The sequence below is a fragment of the Cellulomonas sp. KH9 genome (assembly GCF_900114185.1).
GTDB lineage: Bacteria > Actinomycetota > Actinomycetes > Actinomycetales > Cellulomonadaceae > Cellulomonas.
In genome coordinates this window covers 209,917-224,549 of the sequence record NZ_FOSE01000005.1, presented here as the reverse complement: position 1 = coordinate 224,549, position 14,633 = coordinate 209,917, and the positions used below count along the sequence as shown (strand labels likewise).

Sequence of the window (14,633 nt, the reverse complement as noted above, 5' to 3'; positions counted from 1 at the left end):
GGGCCGCGCCCAGGGCAAGAGCGCCCCGCAGAAACGCCCGCTTGTAACGAAAATGTGAAGATTCTCACCCGTGCGTGCCACCGGGTCTGGTCAAGGAGCAGGATGCGTGGTGGCCGCCCAGCCTCGCGCCCAACGCCGCCACCGCCGTCGCGCGCCACGTGCCCTACCGTCACGCGGCGCCGTCAGTGCGACCGGGGACCGCTCGACCCGATCCGCGGGAACGGCGTCAGCGAGAACGCCACCTCGACCGGGACGTCGAAGAACTGCGCGATGCGCAGCGCCAGGTGCAGCGACGGGCTGTACTCGCCACGCTCGAGGTACCCGACCGTCTGGTAGTGCACCCCCAGGGCCTCCGCCAGCTCGCGTCGGCTCACGCCGCGCTCGGCGCGCAGCACGGCGATGCGGTTGTGGACGGTCTCGCTGCCCGCGGGGCGTCGGCGGGCGTCGTCCGCCACCTCCTGCTCGACGTCGGGGGCCGCGCCGTCAGCCACGCTGCAGCGCCGCCTGGACGCGGTCGGCCAGTGCGCCAGCCGTCTGCCGGGCGTGCGTGCGGCGCAGCAGCAGCGGCGCCGCCACCAGGCCGGCCACGGCCCAGGCGAGCAGCACGAGCGCCGCGATCTCGGGGTGCCAGGCGCCGCCGATCTCGAGCGACTCGGCGCCGGCGGGCAGCGTCGTCGCGCGCAGCCCGTGCGCGAGCCAGTAGAGCGGGAACACCTGCACGACGCCCTCCGCCCACGGCGGCACGGTCTGCGGGCCGAAGACGCCGGAGACGAACGCGAGGGCGACGACCGGGGCCATGACGAACAGCATGACGCGCGTCGGGCGCCCGGCGAGCGCACCGCCCACGATGCCGAGCGGCAGGATCGCGAGGGTGCCGAGCAGCAGCCACCCGACCATGGCGGCCCAGCCCGCGGCGCCCTGGTGCATCGGGTCGCCCAGCAGGAACGGCCACGGCAGCAGGATGATCGCGAGCATGGGCAGCGCGCCGAGCAGCTGGCCCACCACGACGCCGACCGTGTAGGTCGTCGTGCCGCGCGGCGTCGTGCGCAGCCGCAGCAGCGTGCCGTCCTCGGCCTCCGCCGCCAGCGCGAACGCGGGGCCGATGGCCATGCCGAACAGCACGACGGACGCGAGGATCCCGGGCAGGGCGAGGTTCGGCAGCGTCAGGCCCCCGCTGCCGGGCACGACCGTGTCGCGCTGGGACACGAGGTAGACCAGCACGGCGAGTCCGATGAGGACGTTCCAGCCCAGGTCCTCCGGGTTGCGCAGCATGTGACGGAACTCGGTCACACCCCGTCGCAGGCCGAGCCGGACCGCCCAGGGCAGGGGTGCGGACGTGCTCATCGGGTCACCTCCAGGTCGTGGCGGGCCGCGTCGGCCTCGTGCCGGCGGACGATCTGCAGGTACGCGTCCTCGAGGCTGGCGCGCACCACCTCGAGGTCGTCGACCCCGCCGCGGGCGAGGAGCTCGCGCGTGAAGGCCACGGGGTCGTGCGTGCTGTGCACGTGCCGGGCGCCGTCGGCGCTCCAGCGCACCTCCGCCGGGCCGGCGACCTCCCGGGCGACGGACGCGGGGCTGCCGTCGGCGACGACGTGGCCACCTGCCAGCAGCAGGATCCGGTCGGCGACGACCTCGGCCTCGGCGAGGTCGTGCGTGGTCAGCAGGACGACGGTGCCGTCGCGGTCGACCACCTCGTGCACGATCTCGTGGAACTCGCGACGCGCCGTGGGGTCGAGGCCGGCGGTCGGCTCGTCGAGGATCAGCAGGTCCGGGCGCCCGACGAGCCCGACGGCCACGTCGAAGCGACGGCGCTGCCCGCCCGAGAGCGTCGCCATCCGCTGGTCCGCGGCGTCGGTGAGGCCGACGCGCGCGAGCAGGTCGTCGACGGACCGCGGCCGGGTGAACCCCGGGCGGGAGTACGGCCGGTACGAGTCGGCCAGGTGGCCGAGCAGCTCGCGCACCCGCCAGCGGCGGTGGTCCCGCCACGACTGCAGCACGACGCCGATGCGGGCGCGCCAGGCGTCGTCACCGTGCTCGGGGTCGGTGCCGAGCACGGTGACGTCGCCCGCGTCCCGGCGGCGGAAGCCCTCGACGATCTCGACCGTCGTCGTCTTGCCGGCGCCGTTGGGGCCCAGCAGCGCGACGACCTCGCCGGCCCCGACCTCGAAGCCGATGCCGTCGAGGACGGTCCGTCCGTCGTACGCCATGCGGAGGCCAGCGACCCGGATGGCGGTCTCGCCCGATACGTCCATGTAGCAGGTGTACTACATAGCGTCGCACTCGCGCTACGGCTGGGGAGCGCCGATCGACGAGATCACCCAGCGGTGACCGGACGGGTCGACGAGCCACCCCCGGGCGCTCGCGGTCAGGGAGGGCCAGGGGTGATGTGGGCCCGGGGTGATAGGACGTTCCCATGACGACTACCACCGACGGCGGCGACACCCCTGCCGCCACCCCCTTCGAGGACCTCGACGACTACATCGCGCTGCCGCGCCTGTCGGGCCTGGTGCTCTCGCCCGACGGCACCCGCCTGGTCACGGCCGTGCAGACGCTCGACACCAAGCGCACCGCGTACGTGACCGCGCTGTGGGAGGTCGACCCCACGGGCGAGCGCCCCGCGCGCCGCCTGACGCGCTCCGCCAAGAGCGAGGCGTCGGCGGCGTTCACGCCGGGCGGGGACCTGCTGTTCACCAGCGCACGCCCCGACCCCGACGCGACGGACGCCGCCGACGACCCGAGGCCCGCCCTGTGGCTGCTGCCCGCCGACGGCGCCGAGGCGCGGGTGATCGCCGACCGCGCGGCCGGCGTCGGCGGGGTCCGGGCGGCCTCGGCGGCCCCCGCGGTGCTCGTCGTGTCCGACGTGCTGCCCTCGGCCGCCGACGACGAGACCGACGAGCGGCTGCGCAAGGAGCGCAAGGACAAGAAGGTCGCCGCGATCCTCCACACCGGCTACCCGGTGCGGTACTGGGACCACGACCTGGGCCCCGGCTCGCCGCACGCCTTCGTCGCCACGCTGACCGACGACGTGGCCGCGCCCCTCGCCGGCCAGCGCGACCCCCGCCTCGCGCTCGCGGACGTCACGCCCGACGCGGACGTCGCCCTGCGCGAGGAGTCCCCGACGCTCAGCCCCGACGGGCGCACGGTCGTCACGGCGTGGCACCGCCCGGGTGCGCGCGGGGTGCTGCGCATGCAGCTCGTCGCGATCGACGTCGCGACGCGCGAGCGCCGCGTGCTCGTCGACGACGCCGGCGGCGACCTCGCGCACCCCGTCGTGTCGCCCGACGGCCGGTGGGTGGCCTACGTCCGCGAGACGGTCTCGACGCCGCACCAGGCGCCGTCCGTCCAGCTGTGGGTCGTGCCGCTGGAGGGTGGCGAGGCCCGCCACGTCGCGGCCGCGTGGGACCGCTGGCCCACCGACCTGGTGTGGCTGCCGTCCTCGGACGCGCTGCTCGTCACCGCCGACGACGACGGGCGCGGCCCGGTCTTCCACGTGGACCTCGGCACCGACGCGGTCACGCGCCTGACCAGCGACGACGCCACGTTCGCGAACGTGCAGGTGGCGCCCGACGGGCGTACGGCGTACGCGCTGCGCACGTCGTACCTCACCCCCGCGCACCCGGTGCGGATCGACCTCGCCGCCGCGCTCGCGGACGGGCCCGTCGCCACCGAGCCGCTGCGCTCGCCCGCGGCCGACGTCCCCCTCCCGGGCCGCCTGGAGGAGGTCGTCACCACCACCGCCGACGGCACCCGTGTGCGGGCGTGGCTCGCGCTGCCCGACGGCGCAGGCCCGGACGCGAAGGCGCCGCTGCTGCTGTGGATCCACGGCGGCCCGCTCGGGTCGTGGAACGCGTGGTCGTGGCGCTGGAACCCGTGGCTGCTCGTCGCGCAGGGCTACGCCGTGCTGCTGCCCGACCCCGCGCTGTCCACCGGCTACGGCCAGGACTTCATCCAGCGCGGGTGGGGGGCGTGGGGCAAGGCGCCGTACACCGACCTCATGGCCGCCACGGACGCCGCGCTCGAGCGGGCCGACGTGGACCCCGAGCGGACCGCCGCCATGGGCGGGTCGTTCGGCGGCTACATGGCCAACTGGGTCGCCGGGCACACCGACCGGTTCCGCGCGATCGTCACGCACGCGAGCCTGTGGGCCCTCGACCAGTTCGGCCCGACGACGGACGCGTCGTACTACTGGCAGCGCGAGATGACGCCCGAGATGGCGCTGGAGAACTCGCCGCACCGGTTCGTCGGCGACATCGTCACCCCGATGCTCGTCATCCACGGCGACAAGGACTACCGCGTGCCGATCGGCGAGGGCCTGCGCCTCTGGTACGAGCTGCTCGCGGCCTCCGGCCTGCCGGCGGACGAGGAGGGGCGCACCCCGCACCGGTTCCTGTACTTCCCGGACGAGAACCACTGGATCCTCACGCCGCAGCACGCGAAGGTCTGGTACGGCGCGGTCGAGGCGTTCCTCGCCGAGCACGTGCTGGGGCGCACGGGGGACGACGCGGTCGCCTATCCCGAGGTGCTCGGCTGACCCGTCCGGACGGACGACGGCCGGCCCGCCCCTCGGGGTGGGCCGGCCGTGCCGTCGGGGCTCAGAGGTCGGCGGGGTCCACCAGGAAGTCGGCCTCGTCGGCGATCTCGCCGCCGACGGCCGCCTGCAGGACCTTGGCCACACCCGCGACCAGGGGCGTGGACCGGCTGCGCGCCACGCGGTGCTCCAGCGACGGCTTCTCCTGCTCGATCTGCTCGATCTCGAACGGCTCCCAGCGCACGCGGTACGCCACGACGCCGTCCTTCGTCCAGGGCAGGTCCTCCATGAGCGGCGGCAGCTGCTCGCACGCGGCGACCTCGACCGCGAGCATCCCGTCGACACCCAGGTCCACCAGCACGCCGAACGCCTCGGCCGGCGGCGGTGCGGCGAGCATGAGCTCGTCGAACGCGTCGGCCTCCGCCATGAGCCGCCGGCGCTCGTCGGGGTCGACGACGCCGTGCTGCTCGAGCGCGGCCCGCAGCCCGGAGCCGCCCGCCTCGGGGGACCCGCCGACCGCGCCCTGCGACCCGCGCCCGGCCAGGACCGTCGGGCCGTTCCACGACCCCGGGGTCGCGACGGACAGGTAGGCCCGCGGCTGCACCCGCTGCACCAGTGCGAGCACGTCCGCGGGCTCCAGCCAGCGGTCGGTCAGCACGGTGAGGTCCGTGGCGGCGTCGGGGTCCGGTGTCAGGACGACGCCCGTCTGCGTGCGCACGGCACCGCACAGGCGGCGGGCCGCGGCGACGAGCCACCGCAGGACGCGGTCCTCCTCGCGGACCGGCAGCCCGTCGGGGAAGGCGCGCTTGAAGCCGTCGCGGTCGCCGCCCGGCCAGGGCTGCTCGCCGCGCTCCCGCGGGGCCTCCAGCACCCACACCATGACGCTGGACGCGGGCAGGCCGAGGGCGAGGGCGTCCTGCGCCTCGATCGAGTAGGGGCCCGCGAGGCGCGACAGGCGCGCCAGACGCAGCGCCCGCACGCGCGGCGCGCGGCGGCCGACGGTGCGGATGCCGAACGCGGCGGTGACCGCCGGCATGACGCCGGTGCGGGTGGGTGCCTCCGGGGTGACGTCCTCCCACCCCACGTTGCGGAACCGGCTGGCGGCGAGCACCTCGACCTCGTCGGGCTCGATGCCCGCGGGCAGGGCCAGCAGGTGCCGGTCGGCCAGTGCCGGGTCGTCGAGCGGCAGCGGCGGGAAGGTCGGCTCGGCCATCACACGTCCGTCCGGTGGAAGCCCTGCCAGGACCGCGACGCGGTGGGGCCGCGCTGCCCCTGGTACCGCGAGCCGTAGGCGGAGGAGCCGTAGGGGTGCTCGGTGGGGGAGGTCAGCCGGAAGAAGCAGAGCTGGCCGATCTTCATGCCGGGCCACAGCAGGATCGGCAGGGTGGCGACGTTCGACAGCTCGAGCGTCACGTGCCCCGTGAACCCGGGGTCGATGAACCCGGCCGTCGAGTGCGTCAGCAGGCCGAGCCGCCCCAGCGACGACTTGCCCTCGAGGCGCGCCGCGACGTCGTCGGGCAGCGTGACCTGCTCGTACGTCGAGCCGAGGACGAACTCCCCGGGGTGCAGCACGAACGGCTCACCGCGCTCGACCTCGACCAGGCGGGTCAGGTCCGGCTGCTCCGCGGCGGGGTCGATGACCGGGTACTTGTGGTTGTCGAAGAGCCGGAAGTACCGGTCGAGCCGCACGTCGATGCTCGACGGCTGGACCATGGTGGGCTCGTACGGGTCGAGGGCCACCCGGCCGGACTCGAGCTCGGCGCGGATGTCGCGGTCGGAGAGCAGCACGGACCCACCGTAGTGGAGCCGTGGCGGCGCCCTCGTGGGCCGTCCGGTGCGCGGTGCGCGGCAGGCGCGCGAGGCGCACGGAGCGGTGAAAGGTCACGGGGCATTCCGGGGGCAGGCCCTTCGGGATATGCTGTGGCCGCTCCGGTGTGGGAGCGCTCTCGCCGCTTCCGGCGCGACGCGCTCCGACCTGGGGCCCGCGCGGACACCCGCCCGATGCAGTTCCGTGAGGACGACCAGGTACGTGAGCAGGGTCGCCGACGCCTGGCACCCACCTTCCGGTGGGGCCTCGGTGGTGGGCCGTGCGACGAGGCACGAGAGGCATGCGATGCGGTTCGGCCACTTCGACGACGAGGCGCGCGAGTACGTCGTCACGACGCCCCACACCCCCTACCCGTGGATCAACTACCTCGGGTCGGAGCAGTTCTTCTCGCTGCTCTCGCACCAGGCGGGCGGGTACTCCTTCTACCGCGACGCCAAGATGCGGCGGCTCACGCGGTACCGCTACAACAACATCCCCGCCGACGCGGGCGGCCGCTACCTGTACGTCAACGACGGCGGCGACGTGTGGACCCCGTCGTGGCTGCCGGTGAAGGCGGACCTCGACCACTTCGAGGCGCGGCACGGCCTGGGCTACTCCCGGATCACCGGTGAGCGCGGTGGGCTGCGCGTCGCGACGACGTTCTTCGTCCCCCTGGGCGAGAACGCCGAGGTGCAGCGCGTCGCGGTGACCAACACGTCGGACGTCGAGAAGACGGTCACGCTGTTCTCGTTCGTCGAGTTCTGCCTGTGGAACGCCCAGGACGACCAGACGAACTACCAGCGCAACCTGTCGATCGGCGAGGTCGAGGTCGAGCAGGACGGCCCGCACGGCTCGGCGATCTACCACAAGACCGAGTACCGCGAGCGGCGCGACCACTACGCCGTGTTCGGCGTGAACACCCGCGCGGACGGCTTCGACACCGACCGTGACACGTTCGTCGGCGCGTACAACTCCCTCGGTGAGGCGGCCGTGCCGCGCGCCGGCGCGTCGGCCGACTCGGTCGCGTCCGGCTGGTACCCGATCGGCTCGCACTCGGTGCGCGTGACGCTCGCCCCCGGCGAGACGCGCGACCTCGTCTACGTCCTCGGGTACCTCGAGAACCCGCAGGACGAGAAGTGGGCCGACGACGCCCACCAGGTCGTCAACAAGGAGCGCGCCCACGCGCTGCTGAGCCGCTTCGCCACTGCGGAGCAGGCGGACGCCGCCGTCGAGGCGCTGCAGGCCTACTGGACGGACCTGCTGTCGACGTACTCGGTGCGCTCGAGCGACGAGAAGCTCGACCGGATGGTCAACATCTGGAACCAGTACCAGTGCATGGTCACGTTCAACATGTCGCGCTCGGCGTCGTACTTCGAGACCGGCATCGGCCGCGGCATGGGCTTCCGCGACTCCAACCAGGACCTGCTGGGCTTCGTCCACCTGGTCCCGGAGCGGGCGCGCGAGCGGATCGTCGACATCGCGTCCACGCAGTTCGAGGACGGGTCGGCCTACCACCAGTACCAGCCGCTGACGAAGCGCGGGAACAACGACATCGGCTCCGGCTTCAACGACGACCCGCTGTGGCTCATCGCCGGCGTCGCGGGCTACGTCAAGGAGACCGGCGACTTCTCGATCCTCGACGAGCCCGTGCCGTTCGACAACGAGCCCGGCTCCGAGGTCCCGCTGTTCGAGCACCTCACCCGGTCGTTCGAGTACACGGTGAACCACCGGGGCCCGCACGGGCTGCCGCTCATCGGCCGCGCGGACTGGAACGACTGCCTCAACCTCAACTGCTTCTCCACCGAGCCGGGCGAGTCCTTCCAGACGACGGAGAACCAGGCCGGCGGCCACGCCGAGTCCGTGTTCATCGCCGCGCAGTTCGTCCTCTACGGCGAGCAGTACGCCGAGCTCGCGGAGCGTCGGGGGCTGTCCGAGGTCGCGTCGCAGGCCCGCAAGGTCGTCGGTGAGGTCCGCGAGGCCGTGCTCGAGCACGCGTGGGACGGCCGCTGGTTCCTGCGCGCGTACGACTTCTACGGCAACCCGGTCGGCACCGACGCCAAGCCCGAGGGCAAGATCTGGATCGAGCCGCAGGGCTTCGCCGTCATGGCGGGCATCGGCGTCGGCGACGGCCCGGAGGACACCGACGCGCCGGCCATCCAGGCGCTCGACGCGGTCGACGAGATGCTCGGCACGCCGCACGGCCTGGTCCTGCAGTTCCCGGCCTACACGACGTACCAGATCGAGCTCGGCGAGGTCTCCACGTACCCGCCCGGCTACAAGGAGAACGGTGGCATCTTCTGCCACAACAACCCGTGGGTGATCATCGCCGAGACGGTCGTCGGACGCGGGGACAAGGCGTTCGACTACTACAAGCGCATCACCCCGGCGTACCGCGAGGACATCAGCGACGTCCACAAGCTCGAGCCGTACGTGTACGCGCAGATGATCGCGGGCAAGCAGGCGCCGCGCGCCGGCGAGGCCAAGAACTCCTGGCTCACCGGGACCGCCGCGTGGAACTTCGTCGCCGTGTCGCAGTACCTGCTGGGCGTGCGGCCGGACTGGGACGGCCTCGTCGTCGACCCGCAGATCGGCCCCGACGTCCCGTCGTTCACCGTCACGCGCGTCGCCCGCGGCGCGACGTACGAGATCACGGTGACCAACTCGGGTGCGCGCGGCTCGCGCGGCTCGCTCGTCGTCGACGGGACCCCCGTCGAGGGCAACCTCGTGCCCTACGCGCCGGCGGGCAGCACCGTCCGGGTCGAGGTCACGCTCTGACCGGCGCGCCCGCGCGTCCGGTGCCGACAGCAGGGGGCTGCCACCGATGACGATCACCGCACAGATCACCGAGCCCGCGCCGGTCACACCGGCGGTGGCGGCGCCGCCCGGCGCCGTCACGCTCCGCAACGCCCGGTGGGAGGTCGACGTGCTGCCCGGCACGGGGGCCGCCCTCGGTGCGGGGCGCATCCGGACGTCCGACGGGGTGTGGCGCGACCTGCTGCGCCCCACCCGTCGGACGTCGTCCGGCGACCCCGAGAAGTGCGCGAGCTTCCCGATGGTGCCGTGGTCCAACCGCATCCGCGACGGCGTGCTGCCGTTCGCGGGGCGGCGGTGGCAGCTGCAGCGCAACGCGGCCGACGGCACCGCGATCCACGGTGCCGTGCGGTACGCGCACTGGGAGGTCGTCGAGCGGACGGCCACCGCCGTCACGCTCGCGGTCGACACGTGCGGCCAGATCGGTATCAACTTCCCGTGGCAGTTCGGCGCCACGGTGCGGTACGCGGTGGAGGGCGACGACCTCGTCGTCACCACGTCGGTGCGCAACACCGACGTGGAACCGTTCCCCGCCGGGTTCGGGCACCACCCGTACCTGAGCCGTGCGCTGCTGCCCGTCGGTGCGCCGATCCGGGAGTACCCGCCCACGGCGGGGCCGCTGCTGCGGGTCGCGGCCGAGGCGGGCTACCGGCTGTCCGGTGCGCTGCCCGACGGCCCCGCCGGGCCGGTGCCCCCGCGCGCCGACTTCCGTGTCGCCCGCCCCGTGGGGTCCGGCTTCGTCGACGACGTGCTCACCAGCCTCGACCCGACGGCGCCCGTGCACGTCGAGTACCCCGACGAGGGGGTGGCCGTCGACCTGACGGTCGACCCGGTGTACCGGCACCTCGTGCTGTACGCCCCGCGCCGGCGCTGTTACTTCGCCGTCGAGCCGGCGACCAACGTCAACGACGGGTTCACGCTGCACGACGCCGGGGTCCCCGGCACGGGCGTGTTCGTCCTCGAGCCGGGCGAGGAGCGGTCCGGGGCCTTCCGGCTCCGCGTGCGCGCCTGACGCGGGTATTCGGTGGCGCCGGCGTGCCGGTGCGCAGGAGGGTGGCGCCATGACCACGACCGACCCCGCGACGACGTGGCGTGTGCAGCCCGCGCCGCCGCTGCCCGCCACCCCGGACGACGCGGGCGCCTGGGCGTACGCCGGGATGTGCGAGATCGAGCGCCTGGACGAGCTCGACACGTGGGGCTGGAGCGACCTGTGGGCGCCGCTGCACGTGCGGCTGCCGCTGCTGCGCCCGACGCCCTACTCACGGACCCACGTGTGGGTCGCGGTCCGCGGCGACGGGGGCGACGCGGGTGACGTCGTCGGCTACGCGACGCTGTCCGAGCCGCTCACCGCGAACCAGCACACCGCGCACGTCGCCGTGGGCGTCGCGGCGTCGCACCGCCGGCACGGCGTCGGGGACGCGCTGCTGCGCGCGGCGACCGAGCAGGCCGCGGCGGACGGCCGGGGCACGCTGCACGCGTACACGTCGCACAGCCCGGAGCCGGAGCCCGGTGCGGGCGCGCTGGAGTCGCCCGTCGGCAGCGGCCGCGTCCCCGCCGAGGACGCCGGCGTGCGGTTCGCACAGGCCCACGGCTTCCGCCTGGAGCAGGTCGAGCGCTACTCCGTCCTGGAGCTCGGCGACGAGCACGGCGCGGGCACGCCCGAGCTGACGGAGCACCTGGCGGCGGCGCGCGCCCGGGCGGGCGAGGAGTACCGCACGCACACCTGGCTCGACGAGGTCCCGGAGGACCGCCTGGACGACGTGGCCCGGCTGTACACGCGCATGAGCACGGACGCGCCGATGGGCGCCCTGGACGTGCAGGAGGACCCGTGGGACGCCGACCGCGTCCGGGCGATGCGGCAGCGCGTCGCCGACGCGGGCCTGCACCACCTCGTGACGGCCGCCGAGCACGCCCCGACCGGGCGCCTCGTCGCCTTCTCGGTCCTGGAGGTCCCGCTCCCCGACGTGCCGTTCGCGTTCCAGCAGGACACGCTCGTGCTCCGCGAGCACCGCGGGCGCTCGCTCGGGATGCTCGTCAAGGCCGTGAACCTCGAGCGGCTCGGTGCCTGGCGTCCCGGCGTGCGGCGCGTCCACACGTGGAACGCGCAGGAGAACGACCACATGCTCGCGATCAACGTGGCGCTCGGCTTCCGGCAGGCCGGCGTCGCCGCCGCGTGGCAGCGCACGGGCGAGGGTGCCACCACCCGGCACGCCTGACGCGCCCGCCCACTGACGGTCGGGCCGGACGCGTGCCCGTCAGTGGGCGTGGGCGTGCGAGTGGCCGCTGCCGGACCGGTCGGGTGGCGCGCCGACGGCGGCGACCGCCGCGACGACCGTCGTGAGCGGGATCGCCAGCACCAGGCCCGTCGCCCCGGCGAGCGTCCGGACGATCTCCTCGGCGAACGCGCCGGACGTCAGCGTGACCAGCACCGGCTGCTGGTAGAGCTCGAGCAGCAGGAGCAGCGGCAGCGACGCCCCGGCGTACGCGAACGCGATCGTGTAGACCGTCGAGGCGATGTGGTCGCGGCCGATCCGCATGCCCCGTGCCGTGAGCGTGCGCCACGACGCGGACGGGTCCGCGGCCCGCAGCTCCCAGACGGCCGACGCCTGCGTGATCGTCACGTCGTTGAGCACGCCGATCCCCGCGAGCACCACGCCGCACAGGAACACCCCGCGCAGCACGTCCGTACCGTCCGCGCCCAGCGCCCGCGCGAGCGCGAACGTGTCCTCCGAGGTCACCGGCTGCAGCCGCGCGGCGTGGGCCCCCAGCACGCCCAGTCCCGTGACCATCGCCACGCCCAGCAGCGTGCCGACCAGCGCCGTCGTGGTCCGCACCGAGACCCCGTGCGCCAGGTAGAGCACGCCCACCACGATCACGGTCGAGCCCGAGAGCGCCACGACCAGCCCGTCCTGCCCCGCCACCAGCGCCGGCAGCACGTAGCCGCCGAGCACCGCGAACGCCAGGCCCAGGCCGATCAGCGCCCGCAGCCCGCGCAACCCCGCCACCAGCGTCGTGACCAGGGCGAAGGCCAGCGCGAACGTGCCCAGCGGGAGGGTCCGGTCGACGTCGTGCCAGGCCCACACCTCCGGGTCGCCGTCCGCCGGCGGGTAGTGCTCGAGGAGCACGTGCGTCCCGGGCGGGACGTCGCCCGCCTCGGTGCCCCCGGTGGCGAGCACCTGGACCTCGCGGCCGTCCGACGTGCGTGCCGTGACCTGCAGGCAGTCGACGGTCTGCGGCACGGTCCCGTCGGGCAGGACGTCCTCGATCGTCCCGTCGCACGAGCGGACGGCGGAGTCGACCACCTGGGCGCCGACGTACGTCGTGCCGGCGTCGACGAGGCCCGTGGAGGGCGCGCCGCTCCCCGGCCACGTCAGCGCGACGCCGAGCGCCGCCGCCAGCGAGGCGACGACGACGACGGCCGCGAGCACCGCGCGCGTCGACCGTCCGTCGCGCGTCCGGCGGGTCCGTGGGGTCGTCGCCGGTACGACCGCGTCGTCCGCGGTGGCGGACGGGTCGTGGACGGGGGCGGGGGCGGGGTCGCTCGGACTCACGCGGCGATCCTGCCCTGTGCCGGCGTCGGGGGCGGTCAGGCGAGGCGACGGCGTGCTGGATCGACGCGTCGCGGGCGGGGTGGGGTCAGGCGAGGGGGAGCGTGAGGCGGTGGCCCCAGGGGTACGTCGTGTCGCGGCGGAAGCCGAGGTGCTCGTAGAAGGCGATCGCGCGGGTGTTGCGGGCGTCGACGCCCAGGTGGACACCCGGGACGCCGCGGTCCCGCAGCCGGCCGGCCAGGCCCTCGATGAGCTGCCGGCCCCAGCCCTGGCCCTGCAGCCGGGGGAGCAGGTCGATGTGCAGGTGGGCGGGGGCGTCGGGCGGGGCGGGCGTCGGGTCCGGGTGGTGGATGCGCTCGACGAGGACGTGGTCCTCGGTGCCGTCGCCCGGGTCGTCCCGCAGCGCGAGCCGCGCGCGCAGCGTCGGCCACCACGTGCGCTCGCACCAGGCGTCGAACGCCGCCGTGTCCGCCGTGGCGACCACGTAGCCCGCGACCCCCTGCGCGTCGACCACGACGAGGCTCAGGTCCGGGTCGGCCACCGGGTACGGGCCGCAGTAGACGTGCCCGAGCAGGTCGGGGTCGCGGTACAGCGACGTCGCGTCCTGCCCGGCGGCACCGGTCTGCAGGCACACGCGGTACATGCCCGGCAGGTCGCTGGGGTGGAAGGGGCGCATCGACGCGGTCACGGGGCGACCCTGCCACCGATCACCGTCACCCGGCCAGGGTGCCGCGCGCGAGCGGCGACGGGCGGGTTGAAGAACCATGGCCGGTACCGGGTAGGATCGACGCCGCAGCGCCCGTGAGGGCGGCTGGCGGGTGTAGTTCAATGGTAGAACATCAGCTTCCCAAGCTGATAGCGCGGGTTCGATTCCCGTCACCCGCTCCACGAGAGGCCAGGCCGGGCACACGCCCCGGACCTGGCCTTCGTCGTTCCCGGGAAGGATGCGCGCGTCGCCCGCCCGCCGGGGCGGCAGCGGGTGAGAGGCCGATGTGAAAGCGCTGGTCATAAGCGTTTAGGCGCCCTGACGGGGCAGGCTGCCGCGCTAGTTTCCCGGCGTCGACGCATGCGGAGCGTCGCGTCCCCCCGTCGTCTCACCGGTGAGTCGCGCGCGCCCGCGCGCCCTCCCGACGGTGGGGGTCGTCCTGGCGCCCCGGCACGGCCGGCGGTCGCCTCCGCCGAACCCAGGGAGACACTGCGTGACCACCGACGGACGCCGCCTGCCGAGAGCGCTCCCATCGACCGTCGCCGCGGTCCCCACACCCCGCTCGGGGACCCGCGCGGTGGGCCCCGGCGGGCCCGTCGCCCTCGAGCCGCCGTCGGAGGAGCCCGAGCCGCGCAGCCGTGCCGTCGTCGCGGTCGGGGCCGTGCTCCTGGTCGTCACGATCGCCGCCGCGGTGGTGGCCTTCCGGATCGTCGTCCCGGCCACGCCGGCCGCCGCACCCGCCCCCGTGGTCGTCGACACCATCGACGGGCGCGAGCGTCCCGGCACCATCGTCGGCTTCGGGCAGGAGTACACGTACGGCGACGGCCTGGGGGTGGTGGTGGGGTTCCCGCAGCCGTACGACCCCAGCGACAACGCGACCGGGCTCGAGGGCGGGGTGCCCGTCAAGGTGCAGGTCGTGGTCACCAACTCGACGGACACGTCCTTCCGGCCCAACACCGTGCAGGTCAGCGCCACCTCGGCCGGGCAGCCGCTCGTGGGGATCTGGGACCCGGACCTCGGGGTCGGGCTCACCGGGCCCGACGTGAACGTGCCCCCCGGCGGGATGATCGGCTTCGACCTCGCGTTCGCCGTCCCCGAGGGCGGCGACCTGCACCTCGAGATCGTGCCGGCGCTGTACGGGTACGGGGCGATGGTCGTGCAGGAGCTCTAGGGACGCGGTGCGGGGGCGGCCACCCCCGTCCGGGGGAACGTCCTCCCGATCCCGCCCCGTGG

Annotated in this window: 12 protein-coding genes and 1 tRNA gene; 6 read left to right on the top strand and 7 right to left on the bottom strand. The window is 74.5% G+C overall.

Features of this window, described 5'->3' with window-relative positions:
* Positions 1-182: 182 nt before the first annotated feature.
* Genes BMZ16_RS16800 through BMZ16_RS16790 form a run of 3 tightly spaced genes read right to left on the bottom strand, consistent with a single transcriptional unit; the run spans position 183 to position 2,252 of the window.
* Positions 183-491, bottom strand: coding sequence for a helix-turn-helix transcriptional regulator (locus BMZ16_RS16800; RefSeq protein ID WP_255366766.1), 309 nt, complete (start codon positions 489-491; stop codon positions 183-185).
* Positions 484-1,344 carry an ABC transporter permease gene (locus BMZ16_RS16795; protein ID WP_089802605.1) on the bottom strand — a complete coding sequence of 287 codons (861 nt, stop codon included), beginning with the start codon at positions 1,342-1,344 and terminating at the stop codon, positions 484-486. Before BMZ16_RS16795 ends, BMZ16_RS16800 begins: the two co-directional genes overlap by 8 nt.
* Positions 1,341-2,252: an ABC transporter ATP-binding protein gene (locus BMZ16_RS16790; RefSeq protein ID WP_089802603.1), complete on the bottom strand. Its 912-nt coding sequence runs from the start codon at positions 2,250-2,252 to the stop codon at positions 1,341-1,343. Before BMZ16_RS16790 ends, BMZ16_RS16795 begins: the two co-directional genes overlap by 4 nt.
* A 161-nt stretch (positions 2,253-2,413) precedes the next feature.
* On the opposite strand from BMZ16_RS16790, the gene BMZ16_RS16785 reads away from it, so the two are divergent.
* Positions 2,414-4,531: an alpha/beta hydrolase family protein gene (locus BMZ16_RS16785; protein ID WP_089802601.1), complete on the top strand. Its 2,118-nt coding sequence runs from the start codon at positions 2,414-2,416 to the stop codon at positions 4,529-4,531.
* A gap of 61 nt (positions 4,532-4,592) precedes the next feature.
* Here BMZ16_RS16785 and BMZ16_RS16780 read toward each other — a convergent pair whose 3' ends face one another.
* A complete protein-coding gene (locus BMZ16_RS16780) occupies positions 4,593-5,741 on the bottom strand; it encodes a hypothetical protein (RefSeq protein ID WP_089802599.1) in 1,149 nt (382 codons plus the stop codon).
* A complete protein-coding gene (gene dcd, locus BMZ16_RS16775) occupies positions 5,741-6,316 on the bottom strand; it encodes a dCTP deaminase (RefSeq protein ID WP_089802597.1) in 576 nt (191 codons plus the stop codon). The genes BMZ16_RS16780 and dcd overlap by 1 nt, the downstream gene beginning before the upstream one ends.
* 325 nt (positions 6,317-6,641) lie before the next feature.
* On the opposite strand from dcd, the gene BMZ16_RS16770 reads away from it, so the two are divergent.
* The 3 genes from BMZ16_RS16770 to BMZ16_RS16760 are packed head-to-tail and all read left to right on the top strand — an operon-like array spanning position 6,642 to position 11,362.
* Complete coding sequence (locus BMZ16_RS16770) at positions 6,642-9,110, top strand: glycoside hydrolase family 94 protein (protein ID WP_089802595.1); 2,469 nt, start codon at positions 6,642-6,644, stop codon at positions 9,108-9,110.
* 46 nt (positions 9,111-9,156) lie between these two features.
* Entirely contained in the window at positions 9,157-10,158 is a 1,002-nt protein-coding gene (locus BMZ16_RS16765; protein ID WP_089802593.1) for an aldose epimerase family protein, read from the top strand.
* 49 nt (positions 10,159-10,207) lie between these two features.
* Positions 10,208-11,362: a GNAT family N-acetyltransferase gene (locus BMZ16_RS16760; protein ID WP_089802591.1), complete on the top strand. Its 1,155-nt coding sequence runs from the start codon at positions 10,208-10,210 to the stop codon at positions 11,360-11,362.
* Positions 11,363-11,401: 39 nt separating this feature from the next.
* Here the strand turns inward: BMZ16_RS16760 and BMZ16_RS16755 are convergent, their stop codons facing one another.
* The gene (locus BMZ16_RS16755; RefSeq protein ID WP_089802589.1) at positions 11,402-12,697 is read right to left on the bottom strand and encodes a YibE/F family protein; all 1,296 of its coding nucleotides are present in this window, start codon (positions 12,695-12,697) and stop codon (positions 11,402-11,404) included.
* Positions 12,698-12,782: 85 nt separating this feature from the next.
* Entirely contained in the window at positions 12,783-13,382 is a 600-nt protein-coding gene (locus BMZ16_RS16750) for a GNAT family N-acetyltransferase (RefSeq protein ID WP_089802587.1), read from the bottom strand.
* A gap of 126 nt (positions 13,383-13,508) precedes the next feature.
* On the opposite strand from BMZ16_RS16750, the gene BMZ16_RS16745 reads away from it, so the two are divergent.
* Together BMZ16_RS16745 and BMZ16_RS16740 are read left to right on the top strand one after the other, a co-directional pair.
* A tRNA-Gly gene (locus BMZ16_RS16745) sits at positions 13,509-13,582 on the top strand.
* Positions 13,583-13,893: 311 nt separating this feature from the next.
* Complete coding sequence (locus BMZ16_RS16740) at positions 13,894-14,571, top strand: hypothetical protein (RefSeq protein ID WP_143082874.1); 678 nt, start codon at positions 13,894-13,896, stop codon at positions 14,569-14,571.
* Positions 14,572-14,633 lie beyond the last annotated feature (62 nt).